Genomic DNA, 21617 nt, shown 5'->3' on the forward strand with positions numbered 1-21617 from the left:
CCGTCATTTATTCAGCAAAACGATAAGGCAACCGTGGTCGCCAAACCGCTTGCGCAGCGCCCAGGAAATTTCGGACGGCAATGCGCGTCATTGGTTCCCTGGGCCCGTGATCAGTCGCGAAAATTGTTGAACTGCAGTGGCATGTCGAACGTCTTGGCACGCAGCGCTGCAATCGCATCCTGCAAGTCATCGCGTTTCTTACCGGTGATGCGTACTTGCTCGCCCTGAATGGCAGCCTGAACCTTGAGCTTGGCATCCTTGACGTGAGCAACGATTTTCTTCGCCAGCTCTTTATCAATGCCTTCCTTGAGCACCGCTTCCTGCTTCATCAATTTGCCCGAAGCATAGGCATCCTTGACCTCAAGGCATTGAACGTCGATCTTGCGCTTGACCAGTGCCAGCTTGAGGATCTCGATCATTGCTTCCAGCTGGAAGTCGGCTTCAGCGGTCAGATTGACCGTCAGATCCTTCTCCTTGAACTCAAAAGTGCCTTTACCCTTGAGGTCATAACGACGATCCAGTTCCTTGACGGCGTTCTCGACGGCGTTGGTGACTTCGTGCTTGTCCAGTTCGGATACCACGTCGAACGACGGCATGTAATTTTCTCCAATAATAAAGGGCGCGCTCAACACAGATGGAGCACGCCTGACCTGACAGTTAAAATGCGCGGGCATTATAGCGGTTCTTCGACTTCATTCACTTGCGAGCTCACATGCGAAATTCGGCCCTGCCACACACCCACTCCGACGTGCCTGCCCGGGCGAGTACCACCTGGCACGTTCTCGGCGCAGGAAGCATGGGCATGCTGTGGGCTACTCGACTGGCACGGGCCGGCTTGCCAGTGAAACTCATCGTGCGCAACTGCGACCGCCTGCAAGCGTACAAAGCAGCCCGGGGTTTGACTCTGATTGAAGGCGAAGAGTCGCAAAAATGGAACATCCGCGCGCAAATTCCTGAAAACGGCGAGCCGATTCAACGCCTGCTGGTCACCTGCAAAGCCTATGACGCGCAACAGGCCGTCGCGCAAATTGCCGCCCGGCTTACCCCGGACGCAGAAATAATCCTGCTGCAAAACGGCCTCGGCAGCCAACAGGCCGTCGCGGCCCTTGTGCCACACATTCGCTGCATCTTCGCCTCCAGCACCGAAGGCGCCTTTCGTGATGATGATTGGCGCGTGGTATTTGCCGGCCGGGGTCAAACATGGCTGGGTGATGCCGATCAAGGCTCCATCGCGCAATGGCTTGATGAGCTTCAGCGCAGCGGCATTGATCACGAATGGAGCCCGAACATCCTGAGCCGCTTGTGGCGCAAGCTGGCACTTAACTGCGCAATCAATCCCCTGACGGTTCTCTACGACTGCCGTAATGGCGGGCTGCAAGCACACAGCGCCGAAGTGCACACCCTCTGCGCAGAGCTCAGCGCACTGCTTGAGCACTGCGGTCAAGCCAGTGCCGCGGTCGGTTTGGCCACTGAGGTGGAACGCGTTATCCAGGCCACTGCCAACAACTACTCCTCCATGCACCAGGATGTTGCCAACGGCCGCCGTACCGAAATCAGCTACCTGCTCGGATATGCCTGCGAAGCAGCCCGCAGCCGCCAGTTCGCCGTCCCACACCTGCAGCACCTGCACCAGCGATTGACTGAACACCTGCAGCAGCGCGGATTGCCCTGTAACTGAGGGGCGCGCTACCCTGCCAGCATCTTCTTATCTAAGCGGCCACCCCATGCCCTTGCGCCAGCGCCTTGAAAACCTACCGGTAGGCCAGAAGTTGCTGGCCGCCCTGCTCGTCTTGCTGGCTGCCGTCATGCTGGTTGCCAATTTGACGTTCATCAGTGTCGCGTACTGGATTTCCCACGAAAGTACCGCCCCGCAAGCCCTGCAAACACTGGGGCAACTGACTTCAAATCCTGACCTGATCGCTCATGCGCTGGATTCACCGCAGAGCGCAAAATCCCTGCTCAATGAAATCGGCAGCTACGCCCCCCTTCGCGCTGCCGCGATTTATGACAGTTCAGGAAACCTGCTGGTGCAGTTGCAACACGGTGAACACCTCCCGCTCCCCGAGCACTATCGCCAGATTGAAGCCTGGAGCCTCACCGAACTGCGCAGCCATCAAGTCACACGCCTGCACCACGGTGACCAACCACCCGGGCACCTGCTGTTGATCGCCAGCAGCGAGCTGCCCATGGCCTTCTACACCGGCACGCTGACGGCCAGCCTGGGCATTCTGGTGTTCAGCATTTTGCTGTGGTTCGTGGTGGCACGCCAGATCAAGCGCCTGATCACCCAGCCCATCCACCGCCTTGAAGAGCTTTCGCGCCAGGTCAGCCGCGAAGAAAACTACGCATTGCGCGCAGCGCCAGGCAACAACGACGAAATCGGCAGCCTGGCCAGAGCATTCAACACCATGCTCTCGCGCATTGAAGTGCGTGACCAGGAACTCAAGCGCGCCCGAGACGAAGCCCGTGAAGCCTACGACCAAGCTCAGGCACTGGCCGAAGAAACCCGCCACGCCAATCGCAAGCTGGAGCTCGAAGTACAAGTTCGTAGCAAAATAGAGAAAAAACTCACCGGATTTCAGAACTACCTCAATTGCATCATCGACTCCATGCCTTCGGCCCTGATCGCGCTGGACGAAGAACTCTATGTCACCCAATGGAATCAGGAAGCCAGCGCCCTGTCCGGCACGCCATTGGACGATGCCATGAGCAAGCCCATTTACCTGGCCTTCGAACCCTTGAAACCCTTCCTGCCACAGCTCAAGGACACCATTGAGCACCACCAGGTAACAAAAATTGAACGCGTCACCTGGGGACAGGGCGAAGACGCTCGCCACTACGCCCTGACCTTTTACCCGCTCATGGGCGGTGCCGGACGCGGCGTCGTGATCCGCATCGATGACATTACCCAGCGACTGTCACTGGAAGACATGATGGTGCAGTCGGAGAAGATGCTCTCCGTAGGCGGACTCGCTGCCGGCATGGCCCATGAGATCAACAACCCCTTGGGCGCCATCCTGCATAACGTGCAGAACATTCGCAGACGCCTGTCGAGTGACCTGCCTAGGAATATCGAGCAAGCCGAGCAGACCGGCATTGACCTGGACGTGGTCAATCACTACCTGCAGGCACGAGAGATCCCGCAGTTGCTTGACGGCATCCAGCAAGCCGGGGCCCGCGCAGCCAAAATCGTGACCCACATGCTCAGCTTCAGCCGCCGCAGCAACCGGCAAATGAGCCCCTGCGATTTATCGGCACTCATTGATCAAGCCCTGGACATTGCCAGCAATGATTTTGACCTGGCCATTGGCTTTGACTTCAAGGGCCAGGCCATCATCCGCCAGTTCGACCCGCAGCTCGGCCCGGTACCCGGCATCCCCAACGAGCTGGAGCAGGTGCTGCTCAATTTGTTGAAAAATGCCGCCCAGGCCATTCATCAACGTACCGACAAGAGCGAGCCAGGGCGTATCATTCTGCGCACCAGGCTAAATCCGCCATGGGCCGAGATCCAGATTGAAGACAATGGCATCGGGATGCCGGAGCCTGTGCGCAAACGAATTTTCGAGCCGTTTTTCACCACCAAGGAAGTTGGCCAGGGCACGGGGCTGGGCCTGTCCGTGTCGTACTTCATCATTACCAACAACCACAAGGGCCAAATGGAAGTGCACTCAACCCAGGGGCAAGGCACCTGCTTTACCCTGCGACTGCCTTTAACCGGCAACCCGATGACCTACCCCGAATCAACCAAGGTGGAACTGTAAACATGGGCTTTCGCTTATCGAAAATTTACACCCGCACCGGCGACAAGGGCGAAACAGGGCTCGGCGATGGCCGCCGCGTACCCAAGGATCACCCCCGCATAGAAGCCATCGGCGAGGTCGACACGCTGAACAGTCAGGTGGGCCTGCTCCTGGCCGGGCTCATCGAGCACAGCGAACAGACCCCTGGCCTCATCGAGTTGATCGAAGTACTTGAACCCTGCCAGCATCGATTGTTTGACCTGGGAGGGGAATTGGCGATGCCCGAGTATCAGGCTCTCGACAAGGTCGAAATCGAGCGGCTTGAAGCCGCGATTGATCGCTGGAACGAAGAGCTGGGCCCGCTTGAGAACTTCATTTTGCCCGGTGGTTCGAGTCTGATCGCCCAAGCCCATGTTTGCCGCAGCCTGGCACGCAGCGCCGAACGCCGCTGCCAACAGCTCAATGCGCTGGAGCCCCTGGCGGGCGTTGGATTGGCTTATATCAATCGTTTGTCTGACGTGCTGTTTGTTGCGGCACGCTTGATTGCCAAGCGTCAGGGAATTGCAGAGATCCTCTGGCAAGCGGCAGCAAAGCCGGGGGTTTGACAGTCGAGTTCAGCACGTGTGGGAGCGGCGGTACGCCGCTCCCACAACAGCTTGCGCAATTATTTATACCTGTGGCCAGAACGCCCGAATTCCGGCAACGCCCTGTGCACCGATAGTCCACACCTGCTGACGATCATCAGGCCCCAGACCGCCCAGCAAAAATACCGGCTTACTGAAATTGGCGATCAATTGTTGCGCCTGCTCCCAGCCCAGCGGTGGCGTATCAGGGTGAGTCTGCGTCGGCAGAACCGGCGACAGGGTCACGAAGTCCACATCCATCTGCTCGGCCAGCATCAACTCTTCAGCGTTATGGCATGAGGCTGCCAACCAGCGGTCTTTAGGCAACGGCCTACCCTTGGCGGCGTACTTGCGCAATTGCGCAGCGGTCAGATGCCAGCCCGCCGAAGGAAAGTCTCCCAACCATTCCAGAGGCCCCTTGAGCATCAGTTGCGCCTTGCCTGCACACAAACCGGTCGCATCTACCGCCAAATCCCGGTACTTGGGGTCATAGCCATTGGGCGCACGCAGCGAAACCAATTTAATGCCACCGGCAATTGCCTTCTGGATACCGCGCAACAGCTCAGGGGTTTCAAGACCATCCGGAGTGATCAGGTATTGATCGGGCAAACGGGCAGCCGTCACAATCGGCTGGTTAGCCTCAGGGAACTCGTATTGCGCCAACTCGCGCGGGCTTACCCAAGCCAATGGCTGGCCTTCTGCGCCATGAGGTTCGCCGGTGAAAGCCGAAACCTCCCACACATCCAGCAGAACATGCTTATCCGGGTAATCATGTTGAACCTTGATCAAAGGCCGAGCAGCCTGAACCACAATGCCCAACTCTTCCTTCAACTCACGACCCAGTGCAGCCTCGACCGACTCCCCAGCCTCAACCTTGCCGCCTGGAAACTCCCACAGGCCGCCTTGATGCTGAGAATCAGCGCGACGAGCGATCAGAATCTTCCCGTCAGTGCCCCGGATAACGGCCGCAGCCACATGAACTCGTTTCACCCTTGTACTTCCTCTAATCCGGCCTGTTGCCAGGCTTTGAACGCGGGCCATTGGTAAATGGCGTCGATATAAGCTTGATCTTCAGCTGACAGCGCAACGCGGTAAGTTCGCAGGCGAACAGCCACCGGCGCAAAAAAAGCATCGGCCACACTGGATCGACCGAACAGATAAGGCCCGCTTTCGGTCGCCACTGCGCGGCACTCTGCCCACAGCGCGCTCATCCTGTCGATATCGGCCTGGGCCTCGTCAGGCATGGAGAGCAGCGCCTGATCACGACTCAAATCAAATGGCAGATTGCTCCGCAAACCAAAAAAGCCGCTGTGCATTTGCGCGCACGCCGATCGGGCCTGAGCACGCGCAGCGACATCTTCCGGCCACAGTCGAGCGGCCGGAAAACACTCATTCAGGTATTCCGCGATAGCCAGCGAATCAGCGATGGTGCCGTGTACGGTCTTCAGCAGCGGTACTTTTCCCGTTGCCGAGTGTTGGAGAATAAGTGCCCGGGTATCAGGCTGGCCCAGCTTGATCAGCGTCTCGGTGTACGGGGCACCCGCCAGATCCAGCGCCAGCGCGGCGCGCAGGGACCACGATGAATGCAACTTGTCGCCAATGATCAGGTGAAAGCTCATAGATAGGCACCTTGAGAAAAGGGAGAGCTGATAAAGCGGGGGTATTACGGGCCCATCAGCGCCGAGGCGACTGACAGGCCCGCAATGTCGAGACGACTCAGGTACGGTATTCGGCGTTGATTTTCACGTATTCGTGGGACAAGTCCGTCGTCCAGATGGTCTCGCTGCAAGCACCACGACCCAATTCGATACGGATGGTGATTTCTTCACGGGCCATCACTGCAGAACCCTGCTCTTCAGTGTAAGTGGCCGAACGTGCGCCACCACTGGCAATGCACACCTCACCCAGGAACACATCAATCTTGCTCACGTCCAGATCCGGCACGCCAGCACGGCCCACAGCGGCCAGGATGCGGCCCCAGTTAGGATCGGAAGCAAACAACGCGGTCTTGATCAGCGGCGAATGGGCAACGGTGTAGCCTACGTCCAGGCATTCCTGATGATTACCGCCGCCATTCACTTCAACAGTGACAAACTTGGTTGCACCTTCGCCATCGCGCACGATGGCCTGCGCCACGTCCATGCAGACTTCCAGCACTGCCTGTTTCAACGCAGCAAACAGTGGGCCGCTGGCCTCGGTGATTTCAGGCAAAGCCGCTTTACCCGTAGCAATCAACATGCAGCAGTCGTTGGTCGATGTATCACCATCGATCGTAATGCGGTTGAACGACTTGTTCGCGCCGTCGAGCAGCAGGTTTTGCAGCACATCGCGGGCAACCTTGGCGTCGGTTGCGATGTAGCCCAGCATGGTGGCCATATTGGGACGAATCATCCCTGCACCCTTGCTGATGCCCGTAACGGTGATGGTTACGCCTTCGTGTTCGAACTGACGGCTGGCACCTTTGGGCAAGGTGTCAGTGGTCATGATGCCGGTTGCAGCCTGCGCCCAATTATTTTCGGACAGATCGTCCAGAGCGGCTTGCAATGCACCTTCGATTTTCTCAACCGGCAGCGGCTCACCGATCACACCGGTGGAGTACGGAAGCACGGCACTGGCGGGCACGCCCGTCAGCTCGGCCAGTTTGTCGCAGGTACGGGTTGCCGCAATCAGCCCCGGCTCACCTGTGCCCGCATTGGCATTGCCCGTGTTGGTCAGCAAGTACCGCACCGGGCCTTGCACACGCTGCTTGGCCAGGATGACAGGCGCGGCGCAGAACGCATTCAGGGTGAATACACCCGCCACGCTTGAGCCTTCAGCGCAGCGCATAACCACCACATCCTTGCGCCCTGGACGCTTGATACCGGCAGAAGCTATGCCCAGTTCAAAACCGGCCACCGGGTGCAAAGTAGGCAAAGGACCAAGACCAACAGCCATGACGCGCTCCTAAAAAAGTGTTGTGCGCCGCCGCAAAGGGACGGGAATTCAATGGTAAAACGCCGCGACGGCTAATGCCGGTCGCGGCGCAGGTGTTTCAGCAGTTGAAGCGGGCTTTAGTTGATTTGCCCGTGACAGTGCTTGTATTTCTTGCCCGAGCCGCAGTAGCAGAGCTCGTTGCGACCCAGCTTAGGCTCGTTACGAGCAGGCTCGGCGACCACGTCAGCCACGTCAGCGCCTTCCAGCACCTTGGCCAATGCGTCTGGCTGATCAAGGCCTGGCGCTTCGGCATGCTGGAACTGCAAACGCGAAGCCAGGTCTTCAGCTTCCTGACGCAGGCGTGCTTCTTCGGCTTCAGGGTCTTCACGACGAACCTGTACATGTGACAACACACGAATCGAATCGCGCTTGATCGAATCAAGCAGCTCGGAAAACAGGTTGAACGACTCGCGCTTGTACTCCTGCTTCGGGTTCTTCTGTGCATAACCGCGCAAGTGGATACCGTGACGCAGGTGATCCATGGTCGACAGGTGGTCTTTCCACAGGTCATCCAGTACGCGCAGAACAATTTGTTTCTCGAACGTGCGCAGCGCTTCAGCACCGGCCTGATCTTCTTTTTCGCTGTAGGCAGCAATCAGCTCGTTCAGCAGCTTCTCGCGCAGGGTTTCTTCGTACAGGTGATCATCTTCGTCGAGCCATTGCTGGATCGGCAACTTCACGCCAAAGCCGCTTTCGATGGCAGCTTCCAGGCCTTTGACGTCCCACTGCTCCGGCAACGATTGCGGCGGAATGTGAGCGCTGATGGTGCTGTCGAGAACGTCCTTGCGGAAGTCTGCGATCGTTTCACCGATGTTGTCGGCTGCCAGCAGCGTGTTACGCATGTGATAAATCACTTTACGCTGTTCGTTGTTGACGTCATCGAACTCCAGCAATTGCTTACGAATGTCGAAGTTGCGACCTTCAACCTTGCGCTGCGCCTTTTCGATCGCGTTGGTCACCATGCGGTGCTCAATCGCTTCGCCAGACTGCATGCCCAGGGCTTTCATGAAGTTCTTAACCCGATCAGAGGCAAAGATGCGCATCAGGCTGTCTTCAAGCGACAGGTAGAAACGACTGGAACCTGCGTCACCCTGACGACCGGCGCGACCACGCAACTGGTTGTCGATACGGCGCGATTCGTGACGCTCGGAAGCGATCACATGCAGGCCACCCGACTCCAGCACTTGCTGGTGACGCTTTTGCCAGTCGGCCTTGATCTGTGCGATCTGCTCAGGCGTCGGATCTTCCAGGGAGGCGACTTCCACTTCCCAGTTGCCGCCCAACAGGATGTCAGTACCACGACCCGCCATGTTGGTAGCGATGGTCAGCGCACCCGGACGACCGGCCTGGGCAATGATCTCGGCTTCTTTTTCGTGGAACTTGGCGTTCAGAACCTTGTGCTCAATACCTTCCTTGTTCAGAAGATTGGACATGTGCTCGGAGGTTTCGATGGTCGCTGTACCCACCAGCACTGGACGGCCTTTGGCCATGCAGTCCTTGATGTCAGCCACAATCGCCGCGTACTTCTCATCGGCGGTGAGGAACACCAGGTCGTTGAAGTCCTTGCGCGCCAGTGGCTTGTTCGGCGGGATAACCATCACCGACAGACCATAGATCTGGTGGAATTCAAACGCTTCGGTGTCCGCAGTACCGGTCATGCCCGACAGCTTGTTGTACAGACGGAAGTAGTTCTGGAAGGTGGTCGTAGCCAGGGTCTGGCTCTCTGCCTGAATATTCAGGCCTTCCTTCGCTTCGATAGCCTGGTGCAGGCCTTCGGACAAACGACGACCCGGCATGGTACGGCCAGTGTGTTCGTCGACCAGCAATACCTGACCGTCTTCAACGATGTATTCAATGTTGCGGTTGAACAGCTTGTGAGCACGAAGCGCGGCGTACACATGGGTCAACAGGCCCAGGTTGTGTGCCGAATACAGGCTCTCGCCTTCTGCGAGCAAGCCGATCTGGGTCAGCATGTCTTCAACAAACTGGTGACCGGCTTCGTTCAGTTCTACCTGGCGAGTCTTTTCATCAATGGTGAAATGACCTGCCTTGGTAACTTCACCTTCGACTTCCTCGACGTGCATCTCAAGGCGCGGGATCAGTTTGTTGATTTCGGTGTACAGCTTGGAACTGTCTTCGGCCTGACCGGAGATGATCAGCGGAGTACGGGCTTCATCGATCAGGATGGAGTCGACTTCGTCGATCACGGCGAAATTAAGCTCGCGCTGGAATTTTTCTTCCATGCTGAAAGCCATGTTGTCGCGCAGGTAATCGAAGCCAAACTCGTTGTTGGTACCGTACGTGATGTCGGCGGCGTAGGCTTCACGCTTCTCTTGAGGCGGCTGGAACGGCGTTACAACACCGACTGTCAGGCCCAGGAATTCGTAAAGAGGACGCATCCAGTTGGCATCGCGGCGAGCCAGATAGTCGTTCACGGTGATGACGTGAACGCCTTTACCCGACAGCGCGTTGAGGTAAACCCCAAGGGTCGCTACCAAGGTCTTGCCTTCACCAGTACGCATTTCAGCGATCTTGCCTTCGTGCAAGGTCATGCCGCCGATCAACTGAACGTCGAAGTGGCGCATGCCCATGACACGCTTGCCTGCCTCACGGCATACCGCGAAAGCTTCCGGCAACAGTTGGTCGAGGGTCTCACCTTTGGCTATGCGGGCCTTGAACTCTTGGGTCTTGGCGCGCAATTGCTCATCGGTCAGGGCAACCATCTGCTCTTCGAAGGAATTGACGACCTGTACTGTCTTGAGCATGCGTTTAACTTCGCGCTCGTTCTTGCTTCCAAAAAGTTTCTTTAACAAAGGCGCAAACATATCGGCAGGATCTTCCACACATAGGGATGGAGGGCGGCCCCGAGAGTCGCCCGAGCAGCCCTGATGGCCGCATGCGAACGAGCATTCTACCCGGAAACGGCGGTGAGGAAAGTGGCGTTATTCCACGATACTGGTACTGCGTTGTGAAGGGGCTTTCCTAAAATAAGGGCTTTTTGCTGAACTTCAAGGCATAAGCACAAGAAGTTACTCATTGATTTCATGAATAAATGTACATGAAACTTGATCTGAGAGAGTGAAACCGGCGGTTTCTGCTAAGATTGCTGCTCTGCTTTCTCAGGTGTTTGAACATGGCATTTCGCCCACATCCAGCACGGGCACCCTCCGTTCTGCTCCGCGAGGCCAAGCCCCTAAAAGCCATTTTTGGTCATGCAAAGCGTCTGGCGCACCTGCAGCGCTTGCTTGAAAGCCAGCTCCAGCCAGCCGCACGCGAGCATTGCCATGTCGCTTCGTGGCGTGAAGGCAACCTGTTGCTAATCGTGACTGACGGCCACTGGGCCACTCGCCTGCGCTATCAGCAAAAACGCCTGCTGCGCCAACTGCAGGCGTTTGACGAGTTCGCCAGCCTGACCCGCATTCTCTTCAAAGTGCAGCCGCCCACAGTGCAGGCCAAGGTCGCGGGGCATACGCTGGATTTGTCCGAGGATGCCGCCCAAACCATCCAGGCAACGGCCGACGGCATTACCGACCCGGCCTTGCGCGCCGCCCTTGAGCGCCTGGCGAGTCACGCACGACCTAAACCCTGACCCGCTCCCACCATTTACTTGCGCTTGCTGCTGCCCAACAACGACCCCAGCAGCCCCCGAACCAACTGGCGCCCCATCTGGCTGGCCGCCTGGCGCGCCATCGACTGCAGCGCCTTGCCTGCGGTCGAACCCAGAAAGTCTCCCGCCTGATCCAGAAACCCAGGCTCGTGCGGCGCAGCCTGTGTCTGCGCCTGGTCTTGCGGCGCCACGCCCTTGCGGGCCATGAGAATCTCGTACGCGGACTCCCGATCCACAGGTTTGTCGTATCGCCCCTGCAGCGCAGAACCGCGAATCAAGGCCTTGCGCTCGGCTTCAGTCAACGGACCAATACGCGATTGCGGTGGCGCAATCAGTACGCGCTGGACCATGGCTGGCGTGCCTTTTTCTTCAAGCATGCCCACCAGCGCCTCTCCTGTACCCAGCTCTGTCAGTACCGCCAACGCATTAAACGCCGGATTCGGACGAAATCCGTCAGCCACGGCCTTCAGGGACTTCTGCTCCTTGGCCGTAAAGGCCCGCAGGCCATGCTGGATACGCAGCCCCAACTGCGCGAGCACCGTATCCGGCAAGTCCGCAGGGGATTGAGTGACAAAATACACACCGACGCCTTTGGAACGGATCAGGCGTACGACTTGTTCCAAGCGATCCTGCAACGCTTTTGGCGTCCCGGCAAACAGCAGGTGCGCCTCGTCAAAAAATAGCGCCAGCAGGGGTTTGTCCGCGTCGCCGCGCTCGGGCAGTTGCTCGAAGAGCTCCGCCAACAGCCACAGCAGAAAGGTTGCGTACACCTTTGGCGCTTCATGAACCAAGCGACTGGCATCAAGCAGATGAATCTGCCCGCGACCGTCACTGGCTGGCTGCAAAATATCTTCGAGTTGCAGTGCCGGCTCTCCGAACAGGGCTTCAGCACCCTGCTGTTCGAGGGTTGCCAGGCGCCGCAACAGGGCCTGACTTGAGCCGGTGGTCATCAGGGCGGCGTCATCGCCCAGTATTTGAGGGTTGTCACGCAGATGATTGAGGAGCGCCTTCAGGTCTTTGAGGTCGAGCAACAACAACCCTTCACGATCCGCCACCTTGAAGGCTGCATAGAGCGCCGACTGCTGGCTATCGGTCAGCTCCAGCAGGCTGCCTAACAGCAACGGTCCCATTTCGCTCAAGGTGGTACGCAACGGATGACCGGTCTTGCCCTGGATATCCCACAAAGTCACCGGATACGCCTTGGGCTGGTAATTGAGCCACGGCATTCCCGCAATCCGCTCCGCGATTTTCCCCTGGGGGTTGCCGGCCGCGCCCAAACCGCACAGATCGCCCTTGATGTCAGCGGCAAAGACTGCAACGCCGGCATCGCTGAACTGTTCGGCCAAACGTTGGAGAGTCACGGTTTTACCCGTCCCCGTGGCACCCGCCACCAGCCCGTGCCGGTTGGCAAGGCGCAAGGACTGAGCGATGGGCTGACCCGAAAGGTCGGCACCGAGTACTAGAGCAGAAGAGTCAGGCATTTTGCCACCTTTGATTAATCTTTCGCGATCGCGGGTCGATACACCTTGAATGCTAGACCAGAAAAAACCGGATTTAGCGTCGTAAAGCGCCTTGATGAACACTCAACCTGCCCGGTTAAGGCGGTGATATGTAGCACGCGCGTTTTACCAGAGTGTATGCCTCACACTTTTAGACCTTAGCGGACCCTTCAAGCCATGAATAAAAACCTGCGTTTCAGCCATAAAATCCTGCTTGCCGCGTCCCTGATCGTAATAGCCGCCTTTTCGCTATTTACGCTGTACAACGACTACTTGCAACGCAATGCCATCCGCCACAACCTGGACAGCTACCTGCACGAAATGGGCAGCGTCACGGCCAACAACATACAGACATGGCTGGGAGGCCGGATTCTGCTGGCGCAAAACCTCGCCGAATCCATCGCCCTCACTCCAGAGCCCGCCCAGGTGGCGAACCTGCTGGAGCAAAAAACCCTGAGCAGTACGTTTATGGCCGTTTATTTTGGTGACAGCCAAGGCGGTTTTACCATTCGCCCTGACAGCAAAATGCCTGACGGCTACGACCCGCGTACCCGCCCCTGGTACAAGGATGCGCTGAACAGCGCATCCTCAAGCCTGACTGAACCCTATATAGATGCAGCCACCGGCCAGATGGTTATTTCCATCGGTGCCCCGGTTAGAAAATCCGGGCAAACCCTGGGCGTCGTCGGCGCCGACCTGACGCTGCAAACCATTACCGACAGCATCAATGCCCTGAACTTCAATGGCATGGGCTACGCCTTTCTGATCAGTGCCGACGGCAAGATCCTGGTCCACCCGGACAAAACCCTGGTGACGAAAAACCTGAAGGATGTCTATCCCCAGGACACGCCTTCGATCAACGCCGGGTTCAGCGAGATCCAGGTCGACGGCAAAACCCGTATCGTGACCTTTGCGCCGGTCAAAGGCCTGGGTTCGGTCAACTGGTACATCGGCCTGTCCGTTGACAAGGAACAAGCGTTCGCAGCGCTCAGCGAGTTCCGCACGTCGGCCATCATTGCCACAGTGATTGCAGTGGTTTCGATCATTGCCCTCCTCGGCCTGCTGATTCGCCTGCTGATGCAGCCACTGCACGTCATGACCCGTGCCATGCAGAACATTGCCGAAGGTGAAGGCGACCTGACGCGCCGCCTGGTGGTTGAGTCCCAGGATGAGTTCGGCATGCTGGGCAGTGCGTTCAACCGTTTTGTCGAACGCATTCACTCGTCGATCAGCGAAGTGGCCTCGGCGACTGAGCAGGTCAACGAAGTGGCCCTGCGCGTCGTCAGCGCATCCAACTCATCGATGCTCAACTCGGACGAGCAAGCAAGTCGCACCAACAGCGTTGCAGCTGCGATCAACGAATTGGGTGCCGCCGCGCAAGAGATCGCGCGCAATGCGGCCCAGGCATCACACCAGGCCAGCGATGCACGCGGCCTGGCCGAAGAAGGCCAGCAAGTGGTGGAACGCAGCATCAACTCGATGCAAAAACTGTCGCAAATGCTCGGCACATCCAGCGGTCATATCGAGTCGTTGAACGACAAGACCGTGAACATCGGACAGATCCTTGAAGTGATCACCAGTATTTCTCAGCAAACCAACCTGCTGGCACTTAACGCGGCCATTGAAGCGGCTCGTGCTGGCGAGGCCGGGCGCGGTTTTGCCGTGGTGGCCGATGAAGTTCGCAACCTGGCACACCGTACCCAGGAGTCGGCGCAGCAAGTACAAAAGATGATCGAGGAGTTGCAGGTCAGCGCCCGCGGTTCAGTGAGCACCATGGAAGAAAGTCAGCGTCACAGCCAGGACAGCGTAGAAATCGCCAACCGCGCAGGCGAGCGCCTGATCAGCGTGACCGAACGCATTGGCGAGATCGACGGGATGAACCAGTCCGTCGCCACGGCAACCGAAGAGCAAACCTCGGTGGTCGAGTCGATCAACATGGACATTACCGAAATCAATACGCTCAACCAGGAAGGGGTTGAAAACCTTCAGTCAACGCTTCGGGCCTGTTCCGACCTTGAACAGCAGGCTGCCCGCTTGAAGCAACTGGTGGGTAGTTTCCGCATCTGAGTGACAGTCAGCCGCTTCAAGCCTGTCGCTTGAAGCTTGCTGCAACTGCTCCCAAAGCCTGGCGGCATCGGCAAAATCGGTGCCGTCCTCCGGGCTCAGCGCATCCGGGTCATAACGACTCAAACAGCCTTCACCCACAGTGGCGGGTGCACGGGATGTCGCGTTGTCGAGTGGATCACTCATGTCACCTCCCCTGCACTGCTGCAAACCTGCGGGAGCTGGCTGCCTGCACTACAGGCAACCCGGCTCGTCTGAAACACCGAGGCGATACCATCGCGAGCAAGCCCGCTCCCACACGCGTTGTGCAGTGAATACTTAGAACACAACCGTCTTGTTGCCATGAACCAGCACGCGGTCTTCAAGGTGATAACGCAGGCCACGGGCCAGCACCATCTTCTCGACGTCACGACCGAAACGAACCATGTCTTCAATACTGTCGCTGTGGCTGACACGCACCACGTCCTGCTCGATGATCGGGCCGGCGTCCAGTTCTTCAGTCACGTAATGGCACGTTGCGCCGATCAGTTTCACGCCACGCATTGATGCCTGGTGATAAGGCTTGGCGCCAACAAACGATGGCAGGAAGCTGTGGTGAATGTTGATGACCTGGCCTGCATATTCACGGCACAGATCAGGTGGCAGGATTTGCATGTAGCGCGCCAGCACCACCACTTCAGCATCATGATGCTTGACCAGACGCGAGACCTCGGCAAATGCCGGCTCTTTGTTCTTCGGGTCAACCGGGACGTGATAGAACGGGATGCCATGCCACTCGACCATGCTGCGCAAGTCATCGTGGTTGGAAATCACGCACGAAATATCGCAGTCCAGTTCATCGCTATGCCAGCGGTGCAGCAGATCTGCCAGACAGTGGGATTCGCGGCTCGCCATCAACACCACGCGTTTTTTCTGCGCCGTATCGGTAATGCGCCACTCCATCGAGAACTCTTCGGCGATCGGGGCAAATGCCTCACGAAATGCCTCGAGACCGAAAGGCAGAGAATCGGCACGAATCTCGTGACGCATAAAGAACCAACCGCTCTGGTCGTCCGAGTGATGGCTCGCTTCAGTGATCCAGCCATTGTGGGAGGCAAGGAAATTGCTGACCTTGGCGACAATGCCGACGCCGTCGGGGCACGCAATCACCAACCGAAAAGTGCGCATGAGGGAAAAACTCCAAAACTTTACTAAGGCCGCCATTCTAGCGAGTGCGCGGCAAAACTACAGTATTCGTTACGCCCTGCTGCCTGCGCCACGGCGTCGCGCCGCCTGTTCCACACGCCAGCACCGACGTGGCCTGCACTGTAATTGGCGTGTAACTGGCAGGCCTTATTAATCACCGTTATTAAGGCTGCTGTACCGCTCATTACTTAATGAGCGCGCATATAGAGACGGTGAAGTTAATGAATAAAATTTTAAATTAATCACCTGTTACAGGTTTACTTGCAGTTACTGTCTGACTACTATTGCGCCACTGTCTCCCTGTTACCCCTTTTCAACATAAGGTTATCCTCATGTCCTTGATCAACGAATACCGTGCAACAGAAGAAGCTATCAAAGAACTGCAAGCTCGCCTGAAGAACCTGTCCGAAGACGACAAACTTCAAACCGAGCTGGAATTTGAAGGTAAACTGCGCACGCTGATGGGCGAATACCAGAAATCGCTACGCGATATCATCGCGCTTCTGGACCCAGAGTCCAAAGTAAGCAAAGCACCACGCGGTGTTGTTAAAACCACCGGCACCAAACGTGCCCGCAAGGTTAAACAATACAAAAACCCGCACAACGGTGAAGTGATTGAAACCAAAGGTGGCAACCACAAAACTCTGAAAGAGTGGAAAGCCAAGTGGGGCAGCGACGAGGTTGAAGGTTGGGCTACTTTGCTCGACTAAGTGACACCCCGCGCGCACACTTTTTGCGCCGCTAATAAAAAACGCCAGCTTGCTGGCGTTTTTTATTGCCTGTTTTTTAATCCGTACTCTCCGTGCACGCATCCAGCCCAACGCGACGGCTCAACTCCCGTGCATAACGCTGCCATTCGCCCAGCAGCTTTAGCTGGGCCGCCGTGGCGCTGCGGGACAGCTCGTCCGCTGCCTGCATGAAGTTATCCAGGGTCATGGGGGCTCCCATGGCAGGATCAGTCAAACGTTGTTGGCAGAACAGATGCCAGCGTTCAACTTCTTCAGCACTCAAGGTATGAGGAAAGTTTCGGGCCCGGTAGCGGAATAATAATTCGGGTAACCGTTCATCATCAAAAGCCCATGTATCGTTGGCCAACTGCTCCGGGTCACTGAGTCTGACTTGCTCACACAAGCGACGATCGCGATCACCGAAAAAGCCGTCATACAATTGCTGCTCCGGATCTTCACTGGGGGCAAAGTCTTCGCGGGTATAAATGGCCGACAACTTATCCTTCCAAACTTCCTGTGCCTCGCTCAGGCGAGCAGCTCGTGCTTGATAGAGCGGCATATCCAATTGCAAGCGCTCTTGATCCTGTGCACGCACTACATTCAAGGGCGCCACCACCGGACAACGATTAATCTGAATCAGCTTTAGCGGAACCGGCAATTGACCTTCGGGCAAATCTTCACGACGGGTGTAAAGCATTGTGCGCAAAGTGTCGGCATCCATGTCCAGTAATGGCTGAGGATCAAAGTGCAGATCGCACACAATCAGCGCATTGCGATTCTTCGGATGCCAGGCCAGCGGCAATACCACGCCCACATAATGTCTGGCCGCAGAAAAGCGTCCCGAAATATGCACCATCGGTTGCAACAGACGAACTTGATCAAGCACGCGCTGCTTACTGCGCAACTGGAATAACCAGTCATATAACTTGGGTTGTTTGTCACGGATCAGCCGGGCCAGTGCGATGGTTGCCCGCACATCGGACAACGCATCGTGGGCCTGACCATGATCAATCCCGTTGGCGGCCGTCAAACGCTCCAGCTTGAGCGTCACCCGCCCGTCTTCCTGAGGCCAGACGATCCCTTCAGGACGCAGGGCGTAGGCTGTACGCACGACATCGATCAAGTCCCAGCGACTGTTGCCGCCCTGCCATTCACGGGCATAAGGATCGAAAAAGTTTCGATACAGACTGTAGCGCGTCACCTCGTCATCAAAGCGCAGCGAGTTGTAGCCGGCGCCACAGGTACCGGGTTGCGCCAGCTGGGCATGCGTGCGGGTCATGAACTCCGCCTCGCCCAAGCCTTTGTCTTCAAGGCGGCTTGGGGTGATGCCCGTGATCAGGCAGGCCATCGGATGAGGAAGAATGTCGTCGCTGGGCTGGCAGTAGAGATTGACCGGCTGATCAATCTCGTTGAGTTCCAGGTCGGTGCGGATACCGGCCACTTGCACGGCTCGATCGCAGCGCGGATTAATGCCGGTCGTTTCGTAGTCGTACCAAAAAATAGAGGTCACGGGGTGTTCCTGAGCAGTAGACCTAAACAGTCTAGGCGCTCAAACCCGGGCAAGACCAGCCTTGGAGCTAGGCAGAGGCCTGCAAGGGCTGAAAACTGAAGTAGCGCTGCAGGGCTGTAATCAATGCCACGTATTCGGCAGGCGGCTGATACAGGATAAAGCCGGAGTCGTAATATTGAGGCGTTACATCCTCATGACACCACATGCAACGCGCCGTCAGATCAATAAACTGCGGGCATCCGTCGGTATCGGGAAGCTTGAGCCGAAACTCGAAGTTGGCGTCCACCAGCATCGGTAGCTGACTGATCAGCATCAGGCCACCCTCGGACACATTACCCAAAAAACCAATGGGCTTGTCCGTGAACCGATTGAACACTTTGAGGAAAAACGTCAGTTGATGCCGCTGGATAAGCCGCTCGATAACCATGATCACTATCACTTTAAAAGGCCATTCAGCATGGCCGCGCTAGCGCCTCGAAATACCCTGCCCGCCTGAGACCCAGACCCCAGGCACTACACCTTATTGGATACGCACAAACACATGACAAGCACAAACGAGTTGAATTTTAGTCAACCGACTCCAAATGACCAGTTTAAATTTCGTACATCATGGAATGACTGCAGGTAGCGCCTGAGCCGTTGTCCCGGGCCCCGGGATGAATTTGAGAATGCGCAGGGTCTCAATCCGCGCCTTGGCCCGATAGGCGTACTCGCTCTTGGGAAATTCATTGATGATGTACTGATAGGTCTGGGCCGCATCCAGGTAAAACTTCGTACGCTCCAGACACAATCCACGGAGCATAGCTGTTTGTGGCCAGATATACGGACGACTGCGACTGTCGCGGTCAACCTCGGACAACTCAAGCATCACCGCTTCGCAGTTGCCGCGGTCATAAGCACGGTAGGCATTGTTCAAATGGTGATTCATCGACCAACGGGTACAGCCGGCCACACTGGCAACCAACACTAAAATGAGCACAATTCGCATGGGGATCTCCTGTTCACCACAGTGTATCGACCCCACGGTCAAATTCTTCAGGCAACAGATCCGATGCACCACAACTTAAGCAGAAAGTAGTGCAGAGGAACAATGACTACAGCTAAAGACCATAGTAGCCTTTGGCAGCGCTTGAACTCAGGAGTCTTTGCATGTCTGTTCGTCGAACCAAAATTGTTGCCACACTTGGCCCTGCCAGCAATTCACCAGAAATGCTGGAGCAGCTGATCCTCGCTGGCCTGGACGTTGCCCGTCTGAACTTCTCCCACGGCACTCCCGATGAGCACAAGGCTCGCGCCAAGCTGGTCCGTGAGATCGCGGCCAAGCATGGTCGTTTCGTCGCCCTGCTGGGTGACCTGCAAGGCCCGAAAATCCGTATCGCCAAATTCGCCAACAAAAAGATCGAGCTGAAGATCGGTGACAAGTTCACCTTCTCCACCAGCCATCCGTTGACCGAAGGCAACCAGCAAGTAGTCGGTATCGACTACCCCGACCTGGTTAAAGACTGCGGCGTGGGCGACGAGCTGCTGCTCGACGACGGCCGTGTCGTCATGCGTGTAGACACTGCCACCGACGACGCCCTGCACTGCTCCGTGCTGATCGGCGGCCCGCTGTCCGACCATAAAGGCATCAACCGTCGCGGCGGCGGTCTGACCGCTCCAGCCCTGACTGAAAAAGACAAGGCTGACATCAAGCTGGCTGCCGAAATGGAAGTCGACTACCTGGCCGTATCCTTCCCTCGGGACGCTGCGGACATGGAATACGCCCGTCAACTGCGTGACGAGGCTGGCGGTACTGCCTGGCTGGTCGCGAAGATTGAACGCGCTGAAGCCGTGGCTGACGACGAAACCCTCGACGGCCTGATCAAGGCCAGCGACGCGGTAATGGTTGCCCGTGGCGACCTGGGCGTTGAAATCGGTGATGCAGAGCTGGTGGGCATCCAGAAGAAAATCATTCTGCACGCACGTCGCCACAATAAAGCGGTGATCGTAGCGACCCAGATGATGGAGTCGATGATCCAGAACCCGATGCCAACTCGCGCCGAAGTGTCCGACGTTGCCAACGCTGTTCTCGACTACACCGACGCCGTAATGCTCTCGGCCGAAAGTGCTGCCGGTGCCTATCCACTGGAAGCCGTACAAGCTATGGCACGTATTTGCGTCGGCGCTGAAAAGCATCCGACCAGCAAGACCTCCAGCCACCGCATCGGTAAAACCTTCGAAAGCTGCGATCAAAGCATTGCACTGGCGGCCATGTACACCGCCAACCACTTCCCGGGTGTCAAAGCGATCATCGCCCTGACCGAAAGCGGGTACACGCCGTTGATCATGTCGCGCATCCGTTCTTCGGTGCCGATCTACGCGTTCTCCCCGCACCGTGAAACCCAGGCCCGCGCCGCGATGTTCCGTGGCGTATACACCGTACCGTTCGACCCGGCTTCACTGCCGCCAGAACAGGTCAGCCAGGCTGCCATCGACGAGCTGATCAAGCTGGGCGCTGTTAAAAATGGCGACTGGGTCATCCTGACCAAGGGCGACAGCTACCACACCATCGGTGGCACCAACGGCATGAAGATTCTGCATGTCGGCGACAAAATGGTTTAAGCCCTACAAGGCTCGAGCCCAAAGCCCCGCCTGAGTGATCAGGCGGGGCTTTTTTACGGCTGCCAGACTTAGCTGCGCGTCAAGAAAACGTCCGCCAGCAGTTGATTGCGAGGCAGTCCGGCCAGAAACAGACGCTTGGCAAACCCATCGACACTGTCGGGATGCCCACAGACCAGCGCATGGGTCTGGCGCGAAACAATGCGCATCTCAAGCAAGTATTCCGGCAACTGATGACGCTCCAGGTGCTCGACCACAAGGTTGGGGCAAGTGCCCGCCAAGGCGGACAATGAGTCCTTGAGGTAATACTCGCTTTCATCACGCGCCACATGCACCAGCAAAATCGGCCCTTGATGGTCCTGACGCAACGCCTCGCGCAATACGCCATACAGCGGCCCCAAACCGGTGCCCGACGCCAGTAGCCAGAGCGGCTGCTCCTGCCAGTCCGGGTCGTAACGCAGCGCGCCACCGCGCAACTCACCCAGCCGCACACCCTCCCCGACCTTGAATTGACGGGCAGCGCTGGCGAACTCACCGGGGTGAGCGCAATCGAGGTGAAACTCCAGAAAGCGGTCTTCTTCGGGCAGACTGGCCAGCGAGTAAGGACGAGCGATACCACTGGCGGTCCACAGCACCACATGCTGGCCTGCGCGATAACGCAAGGGGCGCTGCGGCAAAAGACGCAGACGCAACACCGTCGGGCTCAGCCAGTCGAGCGCCGCCACCTCGGCAGGCAAGCCGTCGCGCACGGGATCAAACGCTTCAACCTCCAGATCTTCGACCACCTGGCACTGACACGCCAGGCGCCAGCCCTGCTCACGTTGCGCCCGGACCAAAGCGTCGGGCTTGAGATCCACGGGTTCCCCCTTCACGCAGCGCACCAGACACGCATGGCAACTGCCCGCCCGGCAGCTGTAGGGTACAGCCACACCGGCCTGATTCAAGGCGTCGAGCAGATTGGTGCCATCGGTAACCGACCAATGCCGGTCGGCAACGTGTAATTCGGGCACTCAGGCCTCCGCAGGATAATTCTGTGGGAGCGGGCTTGCTCGCGATTGCATTAGCGCGGTGTACCAGGTTCACCGTGCAG

The 21617-nt window shown here is 57.4% G+C and carries 19 protein-coding genes and 1 pseudogene; 8 read left to right on the forward strand and 12 right to left on the reverse strand.

What is annotated here, in order from left to right:
* Positions 1 to 110: 110 nt before the first annotated feature.
* Complete coding sequence (locus tag AACY07_RS00480; RefSeq protein ID WP_019823277.1) at positions 111 to 596, reverse strand: YajQ family cyclic di-GMP-binding protein; 486 nt, start codon at positions 594 to 596, stop codon at positions 111 to 113.
* Positions 597 to 712: 116 nt separating this feature from the next.
* On the opposite strand from AACY07_RS00480, the gene AACY07_RS00485 reads away from it, so the two are divergent.
* From AACY07_RS00485 to AACY07_RS00495, 3 genes are read left to right on the forward strand one after another with little or no spacing between them, the layout of a single operon-like run.
* Positions 713 to 1678, forward strand: a complete 966-nt coding sequence (locus tag AACY07_RS00485) for a putative 2-dehydropantoate 2-reductase (protein ID WP_339473028.1) — start codon at positions 713 to 715, stop codon at positions 1676 to 1678.
* 46 nt (positions 1679 to 1724) lie between these two features.
* Positions 1725 to 3761: a sensor histidine kinase gene (locus AACY07_RS00490; RefSeq protein WP_339473029.1), complete on the forward strand. Its 2037-nt coding sequence runs from the start codon at positions 1725 to 1727 to the stop codon at positions 3759 to 3761.
* Between the two features lie 2 nt (positions 3762 to 3763).
* A complete protein-coding gene (locus AACY07_RS00495; protein ID WP_133077388.1) occupies positions 3764 to 4345 on the forward strand; it encodes a cob(I)yrinic acid a,c-diamide adenosyltransferase in 582 nt (193 codons plus the stop codon).
* A gap of 63 nt (positions 4346 to 4408) precedes the next feature.
* On the opposite strand, the gene AACY07_RS00500 is transcribed toward AACY07_RS00495, so the two are convergent.
* The 4 genes from AACY07_RS00500 to secA form a co-directional block, all read right to left on the reverse strand.
* Entirely contained in the window at positions 4409 to 5353 is a 945-nt protein-coding gene (locus AACY07_RS00500; protein WP_339473030.1) for a Nudix family hydrolase, read from the reverse strand.
* Positions 5350 to 5982, reverse strand: coding sequence for a glutathione S-transferase (locus AACY07_RS00505; RefSeq protein WP_339473032.1), 633 nt, complete (start codon positions 5980 to 5982; stop codon positions 5350 to 5352). The genes AACY07_RS00500 and AACY07_RS00505 overlap by 4 nt, the downstream gene beginning before the upstream one ends.
* A 97-nt stretch (positions 5983 to 6079) precedes the next feature.
* Positions 6080 to 7297, reverse strand: coding sequence for a bifunctional glutamate N-acetyltransferase/amino-acid acetyltransferase ArgJ (gene argJ, locus AACY07_RS00510; RefSeq protein ID WP_133077385.1), 1218 nt, complete (start codon positions 7295 to 7297; stop codon positions 6080 to 6082).
* A 116-nt stretch (positions 7298 to 7413) separates the two neighbouring features.
* Positions 7414 to 10161: a preprotein translocase subunit SecA gene (gene secA / locus AACY07_RS00515; protein WP_133077384.1), complete on the reverse strand. Its 2748-nt coding sequence runs from the start codon at positions 10159 to 10161 to the stop codon at positions 7414 to 7416.
* Positions 10162 to 10469: 308 nt separating this feature from the next.
* On the opposite strand from secA, the gene AACY07_RS00520 reads away from it, so the two are divergent.
* Complete coding sequence (locus tag AACY07_RS00520) at positions 10470 to 10925, forward strand: DUF721 domain-containing protein (RefSeq protein ID WP_133077383.1); 456 nt, start codon at positions 10470 to 10472, stop codon at positions 10923 to 10925.
* A gap of 14 nt (positions 10926 to 10939) precedes the next feature.
* On the opposite strand, the gene AACY07_RS00525 is transcribed toward AACY07_RS00520, so the two are convergent.
* Positions 10940 to 12424: a helicase HerA-like domain-containing protein gene (locus tag AACY07_RS00525; RefSeq protein ID WP_339473036.1), complete on the reverse strand. Its 1485-nt coding sequence runs from the start codon at positions 12422 to 12424 to the stop codon at positions 10940 to 10942.
* Between the two features lie 195 nt (positions 12425 to 12619).
* Here AACY07_RS00525 and AACY07_RS24260 point away from each other — a divergent pair.
* Together AACY07_RS24260 and AACY07_RS24265 are read left to right on the forward strand one after the other, a co-directional pair.
* Positions 12620 to 13651 (forward strand): annotated as a pseudogene (locus AACY07_RS24260) (HAMP domain-containing protein); the annotation flags it as partial.
* A 93-nt stretch (positions 13652 to 13744) separates the two neighbouring features.
* The gene (locus tag AACY07_RS24265; RefSeq protein WP_374105705.1) at positions 13745 to 14509 is read left to right on the forward strand and encodes a methyl-accepting chemotaxis protein; all 765 of its coding nucleotides are present in this window, start codon (positions 13745 to 13747) and stop codon (positions 14507 to 14509) included.
* Here AACY07_RS24265 and AACY07_RS00535 read toward each other — a convergent pair.
* Positions 14432 to 14692 (reverse strand): hypothetical protein, encoded by a 261-nt coding sequence (locus AACY07_RS00535; RefSeq protein WP_133077380.1) that lies wholly within the window; start codon positions 14690 to 14692, stop codon positions 14432 to 14434. The genes AACY07_RS24265 and AACY07_RS00535 overlap by 78 nt on opposite strands.
* A gap of 132 nt (positions 14693 to 14824) precedes the next feature.
* Positions 14825 to 15673 carry a formyltetrahydrofolate deformylase gene (gene purU / locus AACY07_RS00540; RefSeq protein WP_016782207.1) on the reverse strand — a complete coding sequence of 283 codons (849 nt, stop codon included), beginning with the start codon at positions 15671 to 15673 and terminating at the stop codon, positions 14825 to 14827.
* Between the two features lie 350 nt (positions 15674 to 16023).
* Here purU and mvaT point away from each other — a divergent pair, with 350 nt between their 5' ends.
* Positions 16024 to 16401 (forward strand): histone-like nucleoid-structuring protein MvaT, encoded by a 378-nt coding sequence (gene mvaT, locus AACY07_RS00545; RefSeq protein WP_133077379.1) that lies wholly within the window; start codon positions 16024 to 16026, stop codon positions 16399 to 16401.
* Between the two features lie 76 nt (positions 16402 to 16477).
* Here mvaT and sbcB read toward each other — a convergent pair whose 3' ends face one another.
* The 3 genes from sbcB to AACY07_RS00560 form a co-directional block, all read right to left on the reverse strand.
* Positions 16478 to 17929: an exodeoxyribonuclease I gene (sbcB, locus tag AACY07_RS00550; RefSeq protein ID WP_133077378.1), complete on the reverse strand. Its 1452-nt coding sequence runs from the start codon at positions 17927 to 17929 to the stop codon at positions 16478 to 16480.
* 67 nt (positions 17930 to 17996) lie between these two features.
* Positions 17997 to 18356, reverse strand: a complete 360-nt coding sequence (locus AACY07_RS00555) for a PilZ domain-containing protein (RefSeq protein ID WP_339473042.1) — start codon at positions 18354 to 18356, stop codon at positions 17997 to 17999.
* A 180-nt stretch (positions 18357 to 18536) separates the two neighbouring features.
* Positions 18537 to 18917 carry a tetratricopeptide repeat protein gene (locus AACY07_RS00560; protein ID WP_133077376.1) on the reverse strand — a complete coding sequence of 127 codons (381 nt, stop codon included), beginning with the start codon at positions 18915 to 18917 and terminating at the stop codon, positions 18537 to 18539.
* Between the two features lie 161 nt (positions 18918 to 19078).
* Between AACY07_RS00560 and pyk the strand changes: the two genes are divergently transcribed.
* A complete protein-coding gene (gene pyk / locus AACY07_RS00565) occupies positions 19079 to 20530 on the forward strand; it encodes a pyruvate kinase (RefSeq protein WP_339473044.1) in 1452 nt (483 codons plus the stop codon).
* A gap of 68 nt (positions 20531 to 20598) precedes the next feature.
* Here the strand turns inward: pyk and AACY07_RS00570 are convergent, their stop codons facing one another.
* On the reverse strand, positions 20599 to 21537 hold the full coding sequence (locus AACY07_RS00570; protein ID WP_339473047.1) for an iron-sulfur-binding ferredoxin reductase: 939 nt from the start codon (positions 21535 to 21537) through the stop codon (positions 20599 to 20601).
* Positions 21538 to 21617 lie beyond the last annotated feature (80 nt).

The sequence above is a fragment of the Pseudomonas sp. RL_5y_Pfl2_69 genome (genome assembly GCF_963970465.1).
GTDB lineage: Bacteria > Pseudomonadota > Gammaproteobacteria > Pseudomonadales > Pseudomonadaceae > Aquipseudomonas.